Below are 18,751 nucleotides of genomic sequence, written 5' to 3'. Positions count from 1 at the left end.
GATTATCCCAATATTATTCCTAACTTAAATAAGACCACTCATAAAATCAATATCAAATGAATACAAAATGGCTTATTAAAGACGCTCCAAATGCGCTTCAGGTAGAAAACTTGAAAAACGAAATGAATGTTTCTGAAGTTGTAGCGTATATGCTCGTTCAACGCGGAATAACAGAATTTGATGATGCTAAGTCATTTTTTCGAGCTTCACTAAAAGAATTACATGATCCATTTTTGATGAAAGACATGGAACGTGCAGTTGAACGCGTGAATATTGCTTTGGAAGAAGGTCAGAAAATCTTGATTTACGGAGATTATGATGTCGATGGAACAACAGCAATTTCGGTAGTTTACGGATATCTTTCTAAAATGACTGACTCAATTGCTTACTATATTCCTGATCGTTATGAAGAAGGATATGGTGTCAGCGAAAAAGGAATTCGCAGTGCACATGAAAATGGATTTTCTTTGATCATCACTTTAGATTGTGGAATAAAAGCCAATGAAAAGGTTGATTTAGCTAATTCTTTGGGAATGGATATGATTATTTGTGATCACCATACACCCGGAAAAGAATTGCCAGATTGTATTGTTTTAGACCCAAAAAGAGCAGATTGCAATTATCCTTATAAAGAATTGTCTGGTTGTGGAGTTGGATTTAAATTAATGCAAGCTTTAGCGATTACAAATGATTGGGATCAAGAGGATTTGTTTCAAAATCTTGATTTATTAGCGATCAGTATTGCGGCAGATATTGTTCCTGTAACGGGAGAAAATAGATTATTGGCGCAATATGGATTAAAGCAATTGAATGAAAATACAAGACCCGGAATTGACATCATGTTGAACTTGGCAAAAAGAGAAAAGCCACTTACTTTAACGGATATCGTTTTTACAATTGCTCCAAGAATTAACGCAGCTGGAAGAATTGATGATGCAAAGAAAGCTGTAGTCTTAATGACTTCAAATGATGAAACTGAATTAAGAGAAATTGCCAAAACCATTCATGATTTCAACGATGAAAGAAGAACTTTAGATAAAGAAATCACTGATCATGCTTTGTCTATTGTTGAAGGAGATTCAAGTTTTAAAGACAAATGTACTACTGTTGTTTATCACGAATCTTGGCACAAAGGAGTCATTGGAATTGTTGCTTCTCGCTTGATTGAAAATTATTATCGTCCAACAATTGTTTTAACGCAATCTGAAGATGGAGAAACTTGGACGGGTTCTGCTAGGAGCATAAAAGGGGTAAATATTTATGATGTTTTAGAAAATTGCAGTGCACATTTAGGTCGTTTTGGTGGACATTATTTTGCTGCCGGAATGACTCTGAAAAATGAGCAATTACAAGATTTTATAAACTGCTTTGATGATGAAGTAAGAAAAATTATTGGAAGTGAAACTTTGATTCCAGAACAAATTATTGAAAAAGAACTTTCATTTGATAGTTTATTCAACATGGGAGAATCTGTGCATGAAGTTCCAAGGTTAATGCGTGTTTTGAGTCAGTTTGAACCACACGGTCCAGATAATATGAAGCCGCTTTTCTTGGCAAAGAACGTTTATGCCCATGATGCAAAATTGTTGAAAGATGTTCATTTAAAAATGAAAGTGTATCAGCCACAATTTCAGAAACACATTGAAGCCATTTACTTTAAAAGTCCAGAAGCATTGCAAATTGTGCAAAACGGTCCTTTTGATATGGTTTTTACTTTGGAGGTGAATCAGTTTAGAGGAAGGACGACTCCGCAGTTGATGGTGAAAGATATTCGTTCTCATCGGGGATGAATGAAAAATTAAAAATGAAGAATGAAAAGTGAAGAATGTATGGTGAAAAATTAAAAGTGAAGAATCTATGATGGAAAAAGGGAGCGTGTGAGTAATTACGATAAATGCAGGACAGGAGTGTGAGAGAAAACAAAAAAGGAACTCAATTAAGAATTCCTTTTTTATATCTTCTATTTAGTTACGTTTCAATAAAGAAAGAGGCTTGACTAAATCTGTATGATACAAATATACGACTGATTTTTCAAATAACGAAACAGATGAGAAATGAATTAAGAAATAAATATTTATCGGAGCCAAGATTGGACAGATATCTTAGCGCTACTGCTAACGATAAGGACAAGGCCAGAAGACTATATAATGCAAATATTCGCTTAGCTCAAGCAATACACCCCATTTTAACACAATTCGAAGTTGTTTTAAGAAATAGCCTAAATTCACAACTATCAACTTATTTCACAGATAATGAATGGATCATAAATCAAAAAAATGGATTTATGAGAAATCGATCATTGTCGCACTCTCATTACTTTTTAAGAAAGTCAGTTATAAAAACAGAAAATAATTTAAATAGAAAAGGCGTTCCAATATCTAGCGGGAAGATTATCTCAGACCAAAACTTCGGTTTTTGGATAGCACTATTTCTCTCTCATCACTATTCATTAATTGGAGGACAACCAATTCATATTTTTAGATATAAACCCTCAAGAGAAGATAGAGCTAGTATTTATTCGAAACTAGATTCCATTCGTAATTTCAGAAATAGAGTAAACCATTGTGAACCATTATGTTTTAGCGGCAATAACATCGATTGCTCTGAAACACTAATTATTAGAATTAAGCTCTATGAGTTAATAAAATGGATTGAACCGGATTTGGTTCCTTTTTTTGAAAGTATTGATAACGTTCAAAATAAAGTAGATAATATAATGCGTATTTAATACCCTTCTCCGTAAAGGAGAAAATCAATTTAAAGGCAGTTTGTACACAGTCATTGTTGAAGGATATAAGAATTATCGGGAATGAGAGAGTAGAAACTGGAGAGCAACAACAATAACCTAAGCACTGAGATCAAAAAAGGTCTACATTATCAGAAATATTTAAAAATTCAAACTGTAAAAACTGCTTGATAAAAATCTAATGAATGTTTAAAGTAGTGCTCACTTTCTACTTTAAAGCCTGCTTTTTTTATTGAAAGATTTGTGTCTCTATTTAAATTACAACCATCACCAACAATTTTCCAAAATGGATTTACTAGGTTATATAATAGTCTAGTGGGTTTCTTTTGGGCGTGGATATGTTCTAAAACAATTAGCTTACCTGTAGGTTTTAGCCATTTTTTGAAATTATTAAATGCTAAGTTTTGATCCGAGATTGTACATAAAACTAAGGTGCAAATTATATAATCTAGCGAATTGTTTTTTATAATTGAATCTAATCGTTGATCAACAACTCCCAGATTGTACGTGGTAATTTGGGTGTGTTTTGGAAGTTTAGCTTTTGATTTATCCAACATGAAAGAAGAAGGTTCAATTGCAATAACTTTTGCTTTTGCGTTATAATGTTCGAAATTAGTACCTGTTCCAGATCCTACTTCTAATATATTACCTTCTAAATTTCCTATTAATTCTTTTCGAATAGGTTGTAATGTCTTTTCTATGTTCGTCATAAACGAATCATATTTTGAAGCAAATAGTTTTTGGTAGAATTTCATTGGGATGGGGTGTGTTTCATTGTTGTTTTATCGAAGATGCAAACATTTAGATTTAGATTTAGATTTACATGAACTTATAAATTGAAGGTTTTTGCAGACTGACCTTTAAAGACTAACTTTTCCACTTCTACTATACAATTCAGTTTTGTTCCTTTTAAAAGCAGGTTTTGTAATGACCGTATTCCAATCCTTATCTATTTGTGGAAATTCCGATAGCATTTGATTAATAAAAACTTGCCAACCATCGAATTCCTCTGTTACATAAGATGTTTTATACTTAGATTCAATTTTTAAAGATATATCATCCATTGTAAACCTGTCGACCTTAAATCCAGTTAATTTTTCAATCTCTGACCATTCGAATTCTGTGACTTCGCCATTAAATACTATTCGAAATCCAGATTCGGAAACTTCAATCTTATCGATAATTTACTTCATTTTAAGTTTTTTCAAGAACATTACATTTTCTATATATCAGATTCGTGCTTAATTAAACAACACCATCAGTATTCAAATTATCTACTTCATTTAGCCTTTTTGAAACAGTTATGCTTTCAAAGCATCACTTTTTCTAACTAATACTATGAGGCCTAAATTGTATACACGCTAAATTACAACAAATCATAACCACAAAAATCAATTCAGACAAAAAGAAAACGAGAGTGCAAGTTAAACTTGACCTCTCGAAATTCAGAATTGATTATCTATTTCATGTTTTTCCAAACAAGAAAGCCTATTGGAGTATCAACTCAATACTAATTACTCACTACTGACTACACAAACCCCTCCTCAAATCTCTCAAAATGACAAGTATACCCATTTGGATGTTTCTGAAGGTAATCTTGATGCTCTGGTTCTGCGGGCCAAAAAGTCGTGTAAGCTTCTAAAGTAGTTGCTGCTTTAGCTTTCCACTTATTGGATGCATTTACAATTTCAATCATTTCTTGCGCTACAGCTTTCTCTTCATCATTTTGATAAAAAATTGCAGAACGATAACTTGTTCCCATATCATTTCCTTGTCGATCAACCGTTGTTGGATTATGAATTCGGAAAAAATAATCCAGAATTTCTTTAAATGATGTTTGACTATTGTCAAAAGTAATTTCAATTCCTTCTGCGTGTCCAGGGTGGTTTTTGTAGGTTGGATTCTCATTTTCTCCTCCAATATATCCTACTTCAGTTTCCAAAATTCCTTTTCTAACCCTGAATAAATCTTCCATTCCCCAGAAACAACCTCCTGCTATATATACTTTCTTTGTATTGCTCATAATATTTTATATTTTCTCTACAATAAGAACAAACAATATAAGATTCTTGTTCAATTATTGGAAAATGATTTATTAAAACAACCCTACAATAGAGCCATCTGCTTCCATTTTAATATGCTCCGAAGATGGTGTTGCTGGCAAACCAGGCATTCTTAACATATTTCCTGCAATTGGAATTATAAAACCTGCTCCAGCAGCGATTTCAAATTCACGAATATGGATTTCAAAATTCTCTGGTCGACCGAGTAATTTTTCATTATCGCTCAGGCTTTTTTGAGTTTTCGCCATGCAGATAGGTAAGTTACCAAATCCTAAACCTTCAAAACGTCTTAATTGGTTTTTCGCTTTATCTGAAAGAACCACTCCTTTAGCTCCATAAATAGTTTTGCAAATCTTCTCTATTTTGTTCAAAGGTAAATCCTCTAAATTGTAAGTTGGAGTAAATTTAGCGTTACAAGACTCTGCCGCCAGAACCACTTTTTCAGCCAATTCAACACATCCTTTACCTCCTTCTGCCCAACCATTACTGATGGCTACAGCAACTCCTAGCTTTTCACAATGTGCGTAAATAAATTCTTTTTCTGCATCCGTATCGCTAGTAAAAGCATTTACTGAAACGACAACTGGAAGTCCGAAACTCTGAATACTTTCAATGTGTTTTTCAAGATTAGGCATTCCTTTTTTCAAAGCATCCACATCTTCTTCCGTCAAACTATCTAAAGATTTTCCACCGTGGTATTTCAGCGCTCTAATTGTCGCAACTACAACTACCGCTTTTGGAGATAATCCTCCTTTGCGGCATTTGATATTTAAAAACTTTTCAGCTCCTAAATCTGCTGCAAAACCAGCTTCTGTAATTACATAATCGCCTAAACTCATTCCCATTTTCGTGGCAATAATCGAATTCGTTCCTTGTGCGATATTTGCAAATGGTCCACCGTGAATAATTGCCGGATTCCCTTCTAAAGTTTGCACTAAGTTAGGTTTGATAGCGTCTTTCAACAAAACGGCAATTGCACCTGATGAATTTAATTCTCTGGCATAAACTGCGCGACCTTCAAAGGTATCTCCGATGTAAATGTTACCGCACATTTCTTGAAGATCTTCTAAATTAGTACACAGACATAAAATAGCCATGATTTCAGAAGCAGCTGTAATATTAAATCCTGTTTCACGAGGAATTCCACCTGTTTTTCCGCTTAAACCTGAAACGATATTCCTTAAAGCACGATCGTTCATATCCATGCATCGCTTCCAAATCACTGTTCTTGGATCAATCCCTAAGTTTTTAGTCTTACTCTGTAAATTATTGTCAATTAATGCTGCCAAAAGATTATTAGCCATTGCAATAGCGTGAAAATCTCCAGTAAAATGCAAGTTGATATCCACCATAGGAATAACCTGACTCCATCCACCACCTGCAGCTCCACCTTTCATTCCAAAAACAGGACCTAAACTTGGCTCTCTAATTACAACTACCGATTTTTCACCGATAAGATTCAGTCCATCGCTTAAACCAATAACATTAGTCGTTTTTCCTTCTCCTGCAGGAGTTGGAGTAATTGCAGTCACTAATATCAAATTACTTTGATCTACCTTTTCTTCATCAATTAGACTCAAAGGTAACTTGGCTTTTTCATTACCATAATATTCCAATTGATCTTCGGTTATTTGAAGTTTTTTAGCAACTTCTCTAATGTGTTTCGCTTTAACTTTTTGTGCTATTTGGATATCAGTCATGCTTTGAATCTTTATTTATTGCGTCTATTTTTCGAACTAAAAACAAAGATACTATTGATATTATATTCACTCAAGAATATGTTGTGTAACTATTTAGAATGCGGTAAAAAGTCATGAATCTAATAGTGAAATTCTGTTAGTTGAACTGTTTTAAACTAACAAGAAAAATAATCTCATCAATTGAATAATACCTTGATAATAAAAAGGACGATTTACAAATCGTCCCTACATTGTATCTTCGAACAATGTTTTTCTTTTTGAATTCCTAAACCTATTTCTCAACCTCAGGATTCTTCACGTTATCGTATTCCGGCCTGTTTTCATTAGCCATATGGATTGTTCTTTGAGGGAAAGGAATTTTGATTCCATTTTGTTTGAACAAACGATCGATTTCGAAGCGAATTTCAGACTTGTAATACTCAGCAAACCATTTTTGATTGGCCCAGAAAAGTAATTCCATTTCGAGTGCATATTCTCCAAAATTCAAGATTCTTACCGTAACAGGTTTCTTTTTACTTACTTCTGGATGACTTAAGGCGGCTTGTTTTAATAGTTTTTTAACCAATTCTGTATCTGTTCCATAAGCAATCCTCAATGTGATATGAAAACGTGTATGACCGGGACTAAATGTCCAGTTTTCAATTTGATCTTGGGTTAACAAAGAGTTTGGAATTACTAAAGTATTTCCGTCTCGTGTTTCAACCTTTGCTGTTCTCACATTGATTTTTAAAACACGTCCAATAATCTCTTCTCCTGTAACTGGACTGAATAATCTTACGATATCTCCTACCTTAATTGTTCCTTCAAAAAGTAAAACAATCCCAGAAACCATATCTCGAAACATTCCTTGCAAACCTAAAGCGAGTGCGGCAAAAATAGCAGCGGACCCGACCACTAAACCACTTAAATCAGTGAATACAATTTGAAGAGAAAAAATAACTGCAAAAACGTAAATGATATACTTTGCAAATTGGATATAAACGAATCGGGTACCTTCATCAAAGTCGTCATTATCTTTGAATCGACGATCGATATAAAGCCTAAAAATATTGATTAAAAAACGAGAAATAGCAAAAACGAAGAAAATTGTAAGCACATCCATCATACTTATGTGGAACTTTCCATCAGCCACTTTCGGTATAATATCGTAGCTCAAAAATTCTCGGATAGAAATAATTTTATTACTTATTCTGAAAGCTTGGAAACCTGCAACAAAAGCACCGACAATCAACAATTGATTTAAAACTTTTAAAATGGTGATTCTAGTCCCTTTTATTTTAATGTTCGGCTTTTTCAAATGCCTTTTCAGCATCCGCTTGATGAACTTATTCAAAATAATTGTAAGAATAATCGTAGCTATCCAGATTAATAAAATCCAGAATGTCGCAGTATAGGGTCCGATTTGAAATTCAAAAAATAATAACATAGGTACTAAATTAAACGATTATTCTGCCTAATTGATGTGCAAATGCGCTTTTTATTTTCTCAAGTGACATTTGTTCCTTAATTAATCCAACTAATTTTTCACTTTCATCATTTCCAATTTCCTTCAATTCCTCCTGAATTTCCTGAATTCTGCGCATGATTACTGAATTTTTAAAGGCATAAAGAGATTCTTTTACCGCCTGAGCCAATTTATGAATTTCCTCTGTAGTTTCAATTTTATAGGTGTTTAACCATTGTCTACTCAATTCATGGCGAGGAGATAAAATATCCGTTACGAAATTCACAATTTCAGGATCTTCATTTCTTAAAAAGCGAGCTGCCTCATAAAAAATATTATCTTTTAATCCTTGTTGACAAAGTTCATAGATCTTTTGGAAAAGCGGATTATGAAACGCAAGATCATCGCGCTCTAATTGAGAGATTATTAGTTCTGCAGCACTCTCATCAACTGGGTCTTCATCTGGGTTTTCATCTGGGTTTTCGACTTCTATTTCAATTGCTCTACTTCCATACAACACTAAAATGCGAATCAAATCTAATTCTTGATCATAGAAATCTCGTTTCTTATGTTCGCCAGGTTGAGGTGCTGATTTCTTTGGAGTAAAATCCATCTCCTCCTCCACACTTGGATTAGGAATTCCTCTGGTGTCATTTTGATGTTTACGGCGAACTTTATTCAGCTCAGTTAACAGCGTTTGTTCCGTTAAATCAAATTGAGTGGCCGTTTGCTTAATGTAAACTGAACGCGTAATAGCATCAGGAATTAGCGCAATTGAACCAACGATTTCCTTAATTAGACTAGCACGTTGAATAGGATCATTTTCTGTTCCCTTCAACAATACGTCGGTTTTAAAACCAACGAAATCCTTTTGATTCTTGTCTAAATATTTCTTTAATTCATCTGTGCTTACACTTTTCGCGAAAGAATCTGGATCTTCTCCTTCTGGGAAAAGACAAACTTTCACAGACATTCCTTCTTCTAGCAATAAGTCAATTCCTCGGAAAGAAGCCTTAATTCCCGCAGCATCACTATCATAAAGAACAGTAATGTTTTGGGTGTACCTTTGAATCAATTTTATTTGACCTTTCGTAAGAGAAGTTCCACTACTCGACACCACGTTTTCAACTCCCGCTTGTGCCATACTGATCACATCAGTATATCCTTCCACCAAAAAACAATTATCTTGTTTTATGACTTCACTTTTGGCATAATAAATTCCATAAAGCACTTTACTTTTATCGTAAAGAACACTTTCTGGAGAGTTGAAATATTTGGCTACTTTCTTGTCCGTTTGAAGTGTTCTTCCTCCAAAACCAAGCACTTTTCCAGATACGGAATGAATGGGAAACATTACCCTCCCACTGAAAAAATCAAATCTTCTATCGTTACTGGTTTTTGTTAAGCCAAGTTGTTCTAAATATTTTTGTTTGTATCCTTTTTCAATTGCTGTTTCCGTAAAAGACTTTTCGCTTCTAGGACAATAACCCAATTGAAATTTATCAATCGTAGCTTCTGTAAAACCACGTTCTTTGAAATAAGAAAAGCCAATCGTTTTTCCTTCAGAAGAAGTCTTTATTGTGTCTGCAAAAAAATCCCTCGCATAGGAATTAATAATTTGCAAACTTTCTCTTTCAGAAAGTTCTTCCTGCTCTTCTTGAGTTAAAGGTTTTTCCTCTGGCAGTTGAATATTGTACCTTTCCGCCAACCATCGCAAAGCCTCAGGATAGCTAAATTGCTCCAATTCCATCAAGAATGAAACAGCTGTCCCTCCTTTTCCAGTTGAAAAACATTTAAAAATTTGTTTCGCTGGACTGACCATAAAAGAAGGCGTTCGCTCTTCGGTAAATGGACTTAATCCTTTATAATTTGATCCAGATTTTTTCAATTGCACATACTCACCAATCACCTCCTCAATACGAGCAGTGTTCATGATTTCATCAATGATATGTGAAGGAATTCTAGACATTATAAATTTGAATAATCTTTTGTATCAATTAATTGACCTTCTTCGTTATAAAATTTCCAAACTCCAATTGGCTCATCATTTAAGTATTCTCCAGAATAATGAACTGCGCCATTCGGATATTTTACAACGGTGTGACCATCTCTTAAACCATTATTGTAAACAGTGATGGACAACTCAACACCGCGTTCAGAATAATATTTCCAAATCCCAACGCGTTCGCCATTTTTGTTATTTCTTCCTGTCATTTTCAATTGCTTGTGACCAGGATACCATTCCATGTATTTCCCATTATCGTCCTCAGTAACCAATGGTCTATATTCCATTTTCACTTCTGGTCTCTTCGGTTTTTCTTCTTCAGAACAAGCCGTAAAAACCATTAAAATCAACACCAAGAATAAATACTTTTTCATCATTTTACTGTTTCAAATTATTATTGAACAAAAATACGTTATTTATTGAATGAATGAAATGAAATGTGGAGGGGAAGAACGCTTTGCTTAACGAAAATTAAAAAAAGAGATTCCAAAGAACAAACATCTAGTATTTGGCTTCGCTCTCCAACAAGATCCTTCAATCTTCAAACAACAACTCTTTCAATCTCCTCTTTTCTTCTTGAAGATCTTGAAGAGTATCTTTTGAATCCACCATCAAAAACATATAACGCCACTTATAGCTGATGTGTTTTAGGTATTTAAAAAACCAGTAAGTGAACATTCCTGTTAGCGGCATTAACAAAACATAAGCGATCATTCCTAACCATGAAAAAGCGAATAAATAATGCGCTAAAAACCCAAGTCCAGAGTATGTTAACGGATACAGAACTATTCCAACCAGAATAGCAAGCGGTGCATAATATTCAATATCTTTTGAGAGTTTAGGAACCAGCCAATCCGTAAATAGATATTGTAAATAGTTATGAATTAATCCGAAAATTGCCAGTGGCATTGCCACTAAAATAAAAATTACTGAAGTTAACATCTGTCTCAAGAAAAGACGAGATCTGAATTTTCTATCCAAAAAGTCAGCACGGATTCTCATTTTCTCCAACTTCCAATCCATGGATTTTATGCTTTGCTTGATTTCATCAATTCGCCAAGGTTGAACTAATTTCAATTCATCTAATTTATTCTTGATATCCTTAAGCTCATTTACTTGGCGTTGCACACCTTTATCATCTGAATGAATATATTTTGTGTTTAATACTTTGTAAATATCATCTAATAATTCTTCTTCATCTTTGGTTTCTGTGGTCACTAAAACTTTTTCTAGTCGTTCACGAAATTGATTTGTCAAATTATTAACAGCTTTCTTCTTCTCGGTGAGATAAAGTTCATAGTGATCCATAACTCCTCTCGGTTGGTCAATATCAATTAGAATATTACTTCTGAATTTTTCTGGTTGAGAATAATTTATTCCGACAGCGACAACTTGTAAATCTAGTTTTCCACCGTTTAACTTCTCTGTTTCTAATGCAATTCTGGCCGTTCCCGTTTTCAATTCACGAAGAACTTTCTCTTTGTAAGATGTTCCTTCAGGAAATATAACCAATGTTTTTCCTTCGCTTAAAACTTTATAACATTCGCTTAAAGAATCATTATTGTCAACTCCCTCAACTTTTCCTTCTCCTCTGCGATTAATAGGAATCATTTTTAGACTGCGCAACAATTTGAGCTTGAATTTCGAATCAAACAAGGTCGCTTTCGCCATGTAATATATGGGCTGATTACAAACCATTCCCACCACCCAAGCATCCATCAAAGTATTCGGATGATTGGCGATAATAATCATTGGCTTTTTTCCATTAGACAGATTGCCTCTGTTATTCACCCGTATTTCTTTGTAATACAGTCGAATTCCAACACCGATGATAAATTTTAAAATGCGATAGAGCATGAAGTCGTTTTTGACAAGTTAATAAAAAAATAATTACGAATGATTCAATTACGAATTACGAATTATTCAGGAATTAAAAAATTCAAGGAATCAAGGATTGAAGGATTAACGAATTCAAGGATTCTTGAATTAATCATATATATATCTACTCCGGTGATTGCATTTCATTGCTGACTCCAGTTACCTCGGTGACTGAGCATGCTAAGATACAACCTAATTGTTTTGATGTTATTTTCATTTTTTCAAAACGTTTTTCCATTTGCCTACATTGCCTTCGACAGGCTCTGTCAACGGATTACACTTCGGTGACTGAGCCTATCGAAGGTACCAAACACACAAATAACAAACTCATAAACAACCCGTTAACCATTAATAATTAACAATTAAACATTAATTGTAATTAATTATGTTTACTACTTTTCTTCAATGAAAAAGTGAAAGTACTTCCCACTCCAAGTTTACTTTTCACGGCAATGGTCTCGTTGTGTGATTCGATGATGTGCTTACAAATTGCCAAACCTAATCCGGAACCTCCTTCGTTTCTATTTCTACTTTGTTCTACACGATAAAATCTTTCAAATAATCGTGGAATATTCTTTTCTTCAATTCCGATTCCATTGTCTGAAACCTCTGTCATTAAAGTTTGATTTATCGAATAAAAGCGAATTATAGTTTTGCCATTTTCACCAGCATAATTGATTGAATTAGCTATTAAATTGGTAAAAACCTGTGCTATTTTCGCTTTATCTGCATTCACATAAATGGGTTCATACTTTTCTGCTAGTTTAACTTCCACTCCGTCCTCCTGACATTTCTCTTCAAAGGAAATGATAATGTCCTTCGTTAAGCTAACAATATCAAAAGCTTCTTTTTTAATGTCAACTTTATTGACTTCCAATTTCATGATTTGATCTAAATCTTCAAGAATATCAGTCATTCTTTCAGCTGAAAAAGCAGCTCTTTCCAAGAACTTACGGTTCACTTTTTCGTCTTCTAATCCACCTTCTAATAAAGTCAGTATATACCCTTGAATACTAAAAACTGGGGTTTTCAATTCATGCGCTAAATTCCCTAAAAACTCTCTTCTAAAAGCTGCTTGTTCTTTCAATTTAGCAATCTCGATTTTCCGAGCACTTGCCCAATCTACTGAGGCATTCGCAGCAGCGCCAATAACGTCGTTTTTCATTTCGATTTTTGGCTGATCAATATTTACATTTACGCCATGATCAATAATGCGGAAAATCAAATCCAAACGTTCTTGAATGAATTTCTTTAATAAGAAAAAGCTAATCCCAAAAGAAAATGCTCCACTTAAAGATGCAATAATGAGGATATTTAATAGTGGAATAAAATCAACAAAATTGCGGTATAAAAACAACAAAATGAGGAGCAAAACAACTTGTGTTAAAGCACCAATAAAAACAATTTGTATGGGTTTTATATTCTTCATTAAGCATTAAATGTATAACCTACTCCTTTAATCGTTCTAATGTAAGTGTCGCCTATTTTCTCGCGTAATTTACGAATATGAACATCCACTGTTCTTTCTCCAACAATGGTATCGTCTCCCCAAACTTCCGCCAAAATTTGATCTCTATTGGCAACGATTCCAGGTTTTTTCATCAAGAAGGATAACAATTCGAACTCTTTTTTGGGTAAATATAATTCTTCTCCTTTGAAAAGTAAGAGATAACGATTGGTATCTAGAACTAAATCTTGATTTACTTCTGGTTGCGTATTTCCACCTGCTCTTCTTAAAAGTGCTTCAATACGACTCAACAAAACTTTTGGTCTGATTGGTTTATTGATGTAATCATCTCCACCAGCATTAAAGCCAGCAATTTGAGAATAATCTTCTGCACGAGAGGTTAAAAAAGCGATCAATGGTTGAACTTCTAAATCTTTACTGCGAATTGCTTCACAGACTTGAACGCCATCCATTTTTGGCATCATTACATCCAACAAAATTAAATCTGGCTTCACTTTCTCACTTAATTCTACTGCTTCCTCACCATTTACGGCGGTAAAAACCGTATACCCTTCCTTTTCCAAATTGTAAGAAATCATTTCTAAGATATCTGGATCATCATCTGCGAAAAGTATTGTTGCTTTATTATTCATAGGTATTCATATTCATTATGTCAACAAAGTTACTCCAGAAAAGTCGTTCTTGTATGATGTAAGTTTTACTCTTAGGTTAACAAAAAGTCAACAATGTTAACTCATTATTAAATCGTGATTAAAAAACTATCCTTTAAGGCTTCAAACCTTATCTTTGAGGTGTAATTAAACATTCTAAAACCTTAAAAACCCTATTAATAAAGGGATTTATCATATATTTGAATGTTAATAATAATTTATTTTATACTTAATATGAAACATTTTCTACTTTTTGCTTTCGTCATACTTATTGGATTATCCACCAAAGCACAAATGCAAGATTATAGCTTTGGTGATGGACTTCGCTACACAGCAAAAGATTCAACATTTGGAATTAAAGCATCATTCCGATTTCAAACATTGTTTGCTGGAAACTGGAGAGTAGGTAATGATGACTTTTATGATATAGGACAATTTCAATCTAACTTTCTAATCAGAAGAGCGCGTTTAAAGTTCAATGGATTTGCTTATTCTCCGAAACTAACCTATAAAGTAGAATTAGGTCTTTCAAATCGAGATCTTGACCATGGTGGAGCGACTTATTATGGAGAAGGAGGGAATTTAGTGCTTGATGCTTATTTAAAATGGAACTTCTACAAAGGATTCTCGATAAAAGCGGGTCAGTTTAAACTCGCTGGAAACAGAGAAAGATTGGTTTCTTCTGCCAATATGCAGTTTGTTGACCGTTCTGCTTTGAATAGTATATTCACTTTAGATAGAGACATAGGAGCAAGTTTACATTACGACAAAGTCTTAGGAAAACAATTTGGTTTGTATTTAACCGCTTCATTAACACAAGGCGACGGGAGAAATTTAATTACTGGAAATAGAGGAGGATATCAAACAACTTTAAAGGCTGAAATTATGCCTTTTGGTGAATTCATGAAAAAAGGAGCGTATGTTGGAGGTGATGTTTACCGAGAACAGAAACCGAAACTTGCTTTTGCTGTGGCAATAGATAAAAACGGGAAAGCTTCGAGAACGAGAGGAAACAGAGGGAACTTTTTACCTCTAGATGCCCAGTTTAAAGATTTATATACTGGCTTCGTTGATTTCATGTTTAAATACAAAGGAATTTCAGTGATGGGAGAATATGCATTAAGAAGAACAAGAGACAATAACCGAAACGTTATTGATCAAATGGGAATTCCTACAGGATTCTATGAATTTGGTTCAGCAATCAATTTGCAAGCTGGATATTTATTTAAAAACAATTACGAAATAGCAGCTAGATATACGCAGACATCGTCATCGTCTGACGTTTACTCTGCGCCTTCTAGGACATATTATACTTTGGGAGCATCAAAATATATTAAAAATCATAGCTTGAAAGTGCAAACTGATGTTGGATATATTCAGGATAGATATTTCGATGATGGTTTGACCTGGAGAGTGCAAATAGAGATTGGATTTTGATTTTTCCGACCTTAAAATATTATGGAAAGCGATACATTTGATGTATGGCTTTTTTTTGGAATTATGGGATTCTTAAACAGCATAAGTGTTTAGCTTCGGACGTTTGGACTATCAAAAGAAGTCGTTATTTTTTTTTAAAAAATCTGGGTTACCAAGATAGGTCGTAACTGAAGTATATCTTTACTATGCACTACCCTCAAGCCCATGGAGTGGGTGATGTGTTAATAAAAACGTCTTGCGTTTTTTATTAAGCCCTTCAGCTGACAGATGACATGAAGCCTTCATCAATACTAACTGATTAATCGAACCTTGCTCTTTTTTTTGAACTGCAAAGGCCAACACTTATTTACTTGAATTATATCCATGTTTCGCCACTCCTGTGGCTTGTAGAGAAGGATTAATTGTGGTTTTCATTAACACCTGCAACTCTGTGGCGGTAATAACCATTGAAAATTGATAATAAATTAGAACTATCCTAAATTCAAAGAATTTATAAAACCTTCAACACAAAAAAACCAAGCCCATATAGGCCTCTGTTATTAAACATATTCAAATAGATCCTTCAATTGAAAAATTATTTTGAAGCAATTTTTAATTATTAATTTTTCATTCCCCTCCTCTACCTACCACCCTAAAAATTAAAAAGGCTGCTCCGATAATTCGAAACAGCCTTTTCAAAAATATTAATTAGCTCACTAAACCTTCCCAACAATTCCTTCAGAAACGTTGATAATGTGATCTCCTACTTTTTCTAGAGAAGCAAAGATATCGTTATAGATAATTCCACCTTTCATGTGAACTTCATCGTCTTTCGAAAGTGCGTCAAGATACTCGCTACGGATTTCATCTCGTTTATTGTTGATGCGTTCTTCCACTTCGTTTGCTGCTATAAGATTTACTTCAGCAGAGTGTTTTTTCAAGTTTTCACTCATGATTACGAATGCTTCATCAACTAAATCAAACATTTCAGCTAAGCGCTCACGTTGGTGTGGCGTAAACCATATTTTGGCTTCAGACTTGCGCTCTAATCCTTTTGAAACTTGGTAGAAAATATCTCCAATACGCTCTAAGTCGTTTACGATACTGTTCATTCCTCGAATACGAATCGCAGTATCGATACTCAACTCTCCCTCAGAAATTTTACTTAAATAATTGGCTACTTCGACCTCTACTCTATCTGTGATTTCCTCATATTTAGCAATACGATCTATCAGTAACTTTTGTTTTTTACGGCTTTTCTCGAATAATAAATCACGGGAGAATTTAGACATTCTACCTGTTAATTCACCAAACTTAGCGATTTCCTTTTTCGCTTCAAGCAATGATAAATCTGGCGTAGACATATATCCAGCTCCAATATAATCCAAGTGGAATTCTTCGTCATGTCCACCTTTCGATTTAACTGTTCTTTCTGCAATACGCACCAAGTTAGGCACAAACCAAATCAAGATAAATACGTTGGCTAAGTTAAACGCAGTGTGGAAAATAGCGATTCCTGTATTTGCATATTCTTTTGGATTTTCAAATGGATTTCCTGCTCCAATCGAAACCATGAAATACTCAATTCCTTGCAATATGAATGGGAAAAGTAAGACTGCCCATGTTACACCAATAACGTTAAATAAGGAGTGAATACGAGCTGAACGTTTTGCGTGAACATTTCCAATTGTAGAAGCCAATTCCGCAGTAATTGTTGTTCCAATGTTCTCTCCTAAAATCATTGCTGCTGCCACTTCAAAAGGAACAATTCCCCCTGCAACTAGCGTCATTGTTAATGCCATCGCAGCAGATGATGATTGAACAATTACCGTTACTAATGTTCCTAAAAGCACGAATAACAATGTACTTATTACTGGAATATCTTTAAAATCAATAAAGAACTGAACTAACCAAGAATCTGGTCCTAATTCAGGAACTGCATCTTTTAGGAAACCTAATCCCATAAATAATAAAGAGAATCCTATAATTGCACTTGACCAAGCTTTGATTTTTTGTTTACCAAAGAACATCATCGGCGCTCCAATAGCGATTAACACCAATGCATAAGATCCGATACTTACTTTAAATCCGAAAATATTGATGATCCAACCTGTGATTGTTGTACCAATATTCGCTCCCATCATTACACCGGCAGATTGAACCAAGGTCATCAATCCAGCGTTTACAAAGGAGACTGTCATTACTGTTGTCACAGAAGATGACTGAACAATAGAAGTAATTCCGAATCCTGTTAAGACTCCTTTTACCCTGTTAGAAGTTATGGAACCCAATAAATATCTCAACCTTGATCCAGCGGCTTGTTGCAAACCTTCACTCATGATTTTCATACCATAAATGAACATTCCAAGTGCTCCAATTAATACTAAGAATCTAAAAATCCCCCAACCTCTTTCAGTATCAGCCGTATTTTTATCTGACCAGAATGTATTTTCACCATTGGAAATTCCAATCTTGAATAAATATGATTCTTCACCTGCTAAACTGTCAATAGAATAACTCGTAGTGTGTAAATCGATTCCATTTATTACAATCCAATCAGAATTGCTGTACCCTTTTTCATAACGTTTTGCTCCAATTTTAGTATTGTACTGTATGGAAACAGTATAGCCTTGTTCTTTTAAATCTTGAAAAACTTCATAATCTAAATTCCATGAAGTGGTAAAACCTTCAATTTGGGAAGTTGATGAAATATTTTCAATTGAACCTGAATTAATGTTGGACATTAATTCTTTAGGGGCAGCCTCTAGATTATTTTCATTTTGTGCATTCGCATTGAATGTGAAAAATGATACAAGCAAAAGTGCAAACGATAAAACGAGTTTATTTTTCATTAAACATTATTAAATTCTGGGACAAAAATAATAGGCAATTCAATAGCATCGACGGGTTCAATGTTAAGGAAACATTAACTTTAATTAACGCGCAATTAAACTCAATGGAATTAGCCATTTTATTATTCCAAAAGAAAAAACCAAATCTTTATGTCTTTGACAAGAAAACAAGGTGATACCGATTTTTTAATGGAAATTAATTCAAATTTATCTCTAAAATATTTATCAATATAATTTTCATTTTTAAAGAATAAACGACAAAGGAGCCACAAATTAATAGCCAAGAGCGCTAATCCTTGGAATAAACTGAACCAATATGGACTGAAATAACGATAGGATTAAATGAAGATAAAATTCTACGACTATCAAAGATATTAGATGTTAGATGTTAGACATTAGACAAAAAGATTAAGGCGAATGGTTTACCTATTAAAAGGTATAATCGAAAATGGTAGAGACAAGGCTTGTAAAGTTTATAATTGTTAGGAAGTTATCTTTATAAATGCGGTGTCCCCAGTCTACCGAAGGA

The 18,751-nt window shown here is 34.0% G+C and carries 14 protein-coding genes; 3 read left to right on the top strand and 11 right to left on the bottom strand.

The window, feature by feature from the left end; genetic code table 11:
• Positions 1–56: 56 nt before the first annotated feature.
• Together recJ and ERX46_RS13740 are read left to right on the top strand one after the other, a co-directional pair.
• The gene (gene recJ, locus ERX46_RS13745) at positions 57–1,790 is read left to right on the top strand and encodes a single-stranded-DNA-specific exonuclease RecJ (RefSeq protein WP_130094452.1); all 1,734 of its coding nucleotides are present in this window, start codon (positions 57–59) and stop codon (positions 1,788–1,790) included.
• A gap of 257 nt (positions 1,791–2,047) precedes the next feature.
• The gene (locus ERX46_RS13740) at positions 2,048–2,728 is read left to right on the top strand and encodes an Abi family protein (RefSeq protein ID WP_130094451.1); all 681 of its coding nucleotides are present in this window, start codon (positions 2,048–2,050) and stop codon (positions 2,726–2,728) included.
• 167 nt (positions 2,729–2,895) lie between these two features.
• On the opposite strand, the gene ERX46_RS13735 is transcribed toward ERX46_RS13740, so the two are convergent.
• The 10 genes from ERX46_RS13735 to ERX46_RS13690 all read right to left on the bottom strand — a co-directional run bounded on the left by ERX46_RS13735 (position 2,896) and on the right by ERX46_RS13690 (position 13,936).
• On the bottom strand, positions 2,896–3,456 hold the full coding sequence (locus ERX46_RS13735) for a class I SAM-dependent methyltransferase (RefSeq protein WP_207214180.1): 561 nt from the start codon (positions 3,454–3,456) through the stop codon (positions 2,896–2,898).
• 150 nt (positions 3,457–3,606) lie between these two features.
• Complete coding sequence (locus tag ERX46_RS13730; RefSeq protein WP_130094449.1) at positions 3,607–3,810, bottom strand: hypothetical protein; 204 nt, start codon at positions 3,808–3,810, stop codon at positions 3,607–3,609.
• Between the two features lie 464 nt (positions 3,811–4,274).
• Positions 4,275–4,769, bottom strand: coding sequence for a peptide-methionine (S)-S-oxide reductase MsrA (msrA, locus tag ERX46_RS13725; RefSeq protein WP_130094448.1), 495 nt, complete (start codon positions 4,767–4,769; stop codon positions 4,275–4,277).
• A gap of 72 nt (positions 4,770–4,841) precedes the next feature.
• Complete coding sequence (locus tag ERX46_RS13720; RefSeq protein ID WP_130094447.1) at positions 4,842–6,509, bottom strand: formate--tetrahydrofolate ligase; 1,668 nt, start codon at positions 6,507–6,509, stop codon at positions 4,842–4,844.
• 271 nt (positions 6,510–6,780) lie between these two features.
• A complete protein-coding gene (locus tag ERX46_RS13715) occupies positions 6,781–7,935 on the bottom strand; it encodes a mechanosensitive ion channel family protein (protein WP_130094446.1) in 1,155 nt (384 codons plus the stop codon).
• 10 nt (positions 7,936–7,945) lie between these two features.
• Entirely contained in the window at positions 7,946–9,922 is a 1,977-nt protein-coding gene (gene dnaG, locus ERX46_RS13710; RefSeq protein WP_130094445.1) for a DNA primase, read from the bottom strand.
• On the bottom strand, positions 9,922–10,332 hold the full coding sequence (locus tag ERX46_RS13705) for a toxin-antitoxin system YwqK family antitoxin (RefSeq protein WP_130094444.1): 411 nt from the start codon (positions 10,330–10,332) through the stop codon (positions 9,922–9,924). The genes dnaG and ERX46_RS13705 overlap by 1 nt, the downstream gene beginning before the upstream one ends.
• 160 nt (positions 10,333–10,492) lie before the next feature.
• On the bottom strand, positions 10,493–11,815 hold the full coding sequence (locus ERX46_RS13700; RefSeq protein WP_130094443.1) for a 1-acyl-sn-glycerol-3-phosphate acyltransferase: 1,323 nt from the start codon (positions 11,813–11,815) through the stop codon (positions 10,493–10,495).
• Between the two features lie 400 nt (positions 11,816–12,215).
• Positions 12,216–13,265: a sensor histidine kinase gene (locus ERX46_RS13695; protein ID WP_130094442.1), complete on the bottom strand. Its 1,050-nt coding sequence runs from the start codon at positions 13,263–13,265 to the stop codon at positions 12,216–12,218.
• Positions 13,265–13,936, bottom strand: coding sequence for a response regulator transcription factor (locus tag ERX46_RS13690; RefSeq protein ID WP_130094441.1), 672 nt, complete (start codon positions 13,934–13,936; stop codon positions 13,265–13,267). Before ERX46_RS13690 ends, ERX46_RS13695 begins: the two co-directional genes overlap by 1 nt.
• 252 nt (positions 13,937–14,188) lie before the next feature.
• Here ERX46_RS13690 and ERX46_RS13685 point away from each other — a divergent pair, with 252 nt between their 5' ends.
• Entirely contained in the window at positions 14,189–15,391 is a 1,203-nt protein-coding gene (locus tag ERX46_RS13685; protein ID WP_130094440.1) for a porin, read from the top strand.
• 695 nt (positions 15,392–16,086) lie between these two features.
• Here the strand turns inward: ERX46_RS13685 and ERX46_RS13680 are convergent.
• On the bottom strand, positions 16,087–18,222 hold the full coding sequence (locus ERX46_RS13680; RefSeq protein WP_242494584.1) for a Na/Pi cotransporter family protein: 2,136 nt from the start codon (positions 18,220–18,222) through the stop codon (positions 16,087–16,089).
• Positions 18,223–18,751 lie beyond the last annotated feature (529 nt).

The organism is Brumimicrobium glaciale (assembly GCF_004152935.1).
In the GTDB taxonomy this organism is placed as follows: domain Bacteria; phylum Bacteroidota; class Bacteroidia; order Flavobacteriales_D; family Crocinitomicaceae; genus Brumimicrobium; species Brumimicrobium glaciale.
The sequence above is the reverse complement of the archived record's forward strand: the minus strand, read 5'-3'. Positions and strand labels throughout refer to the sequence as shown.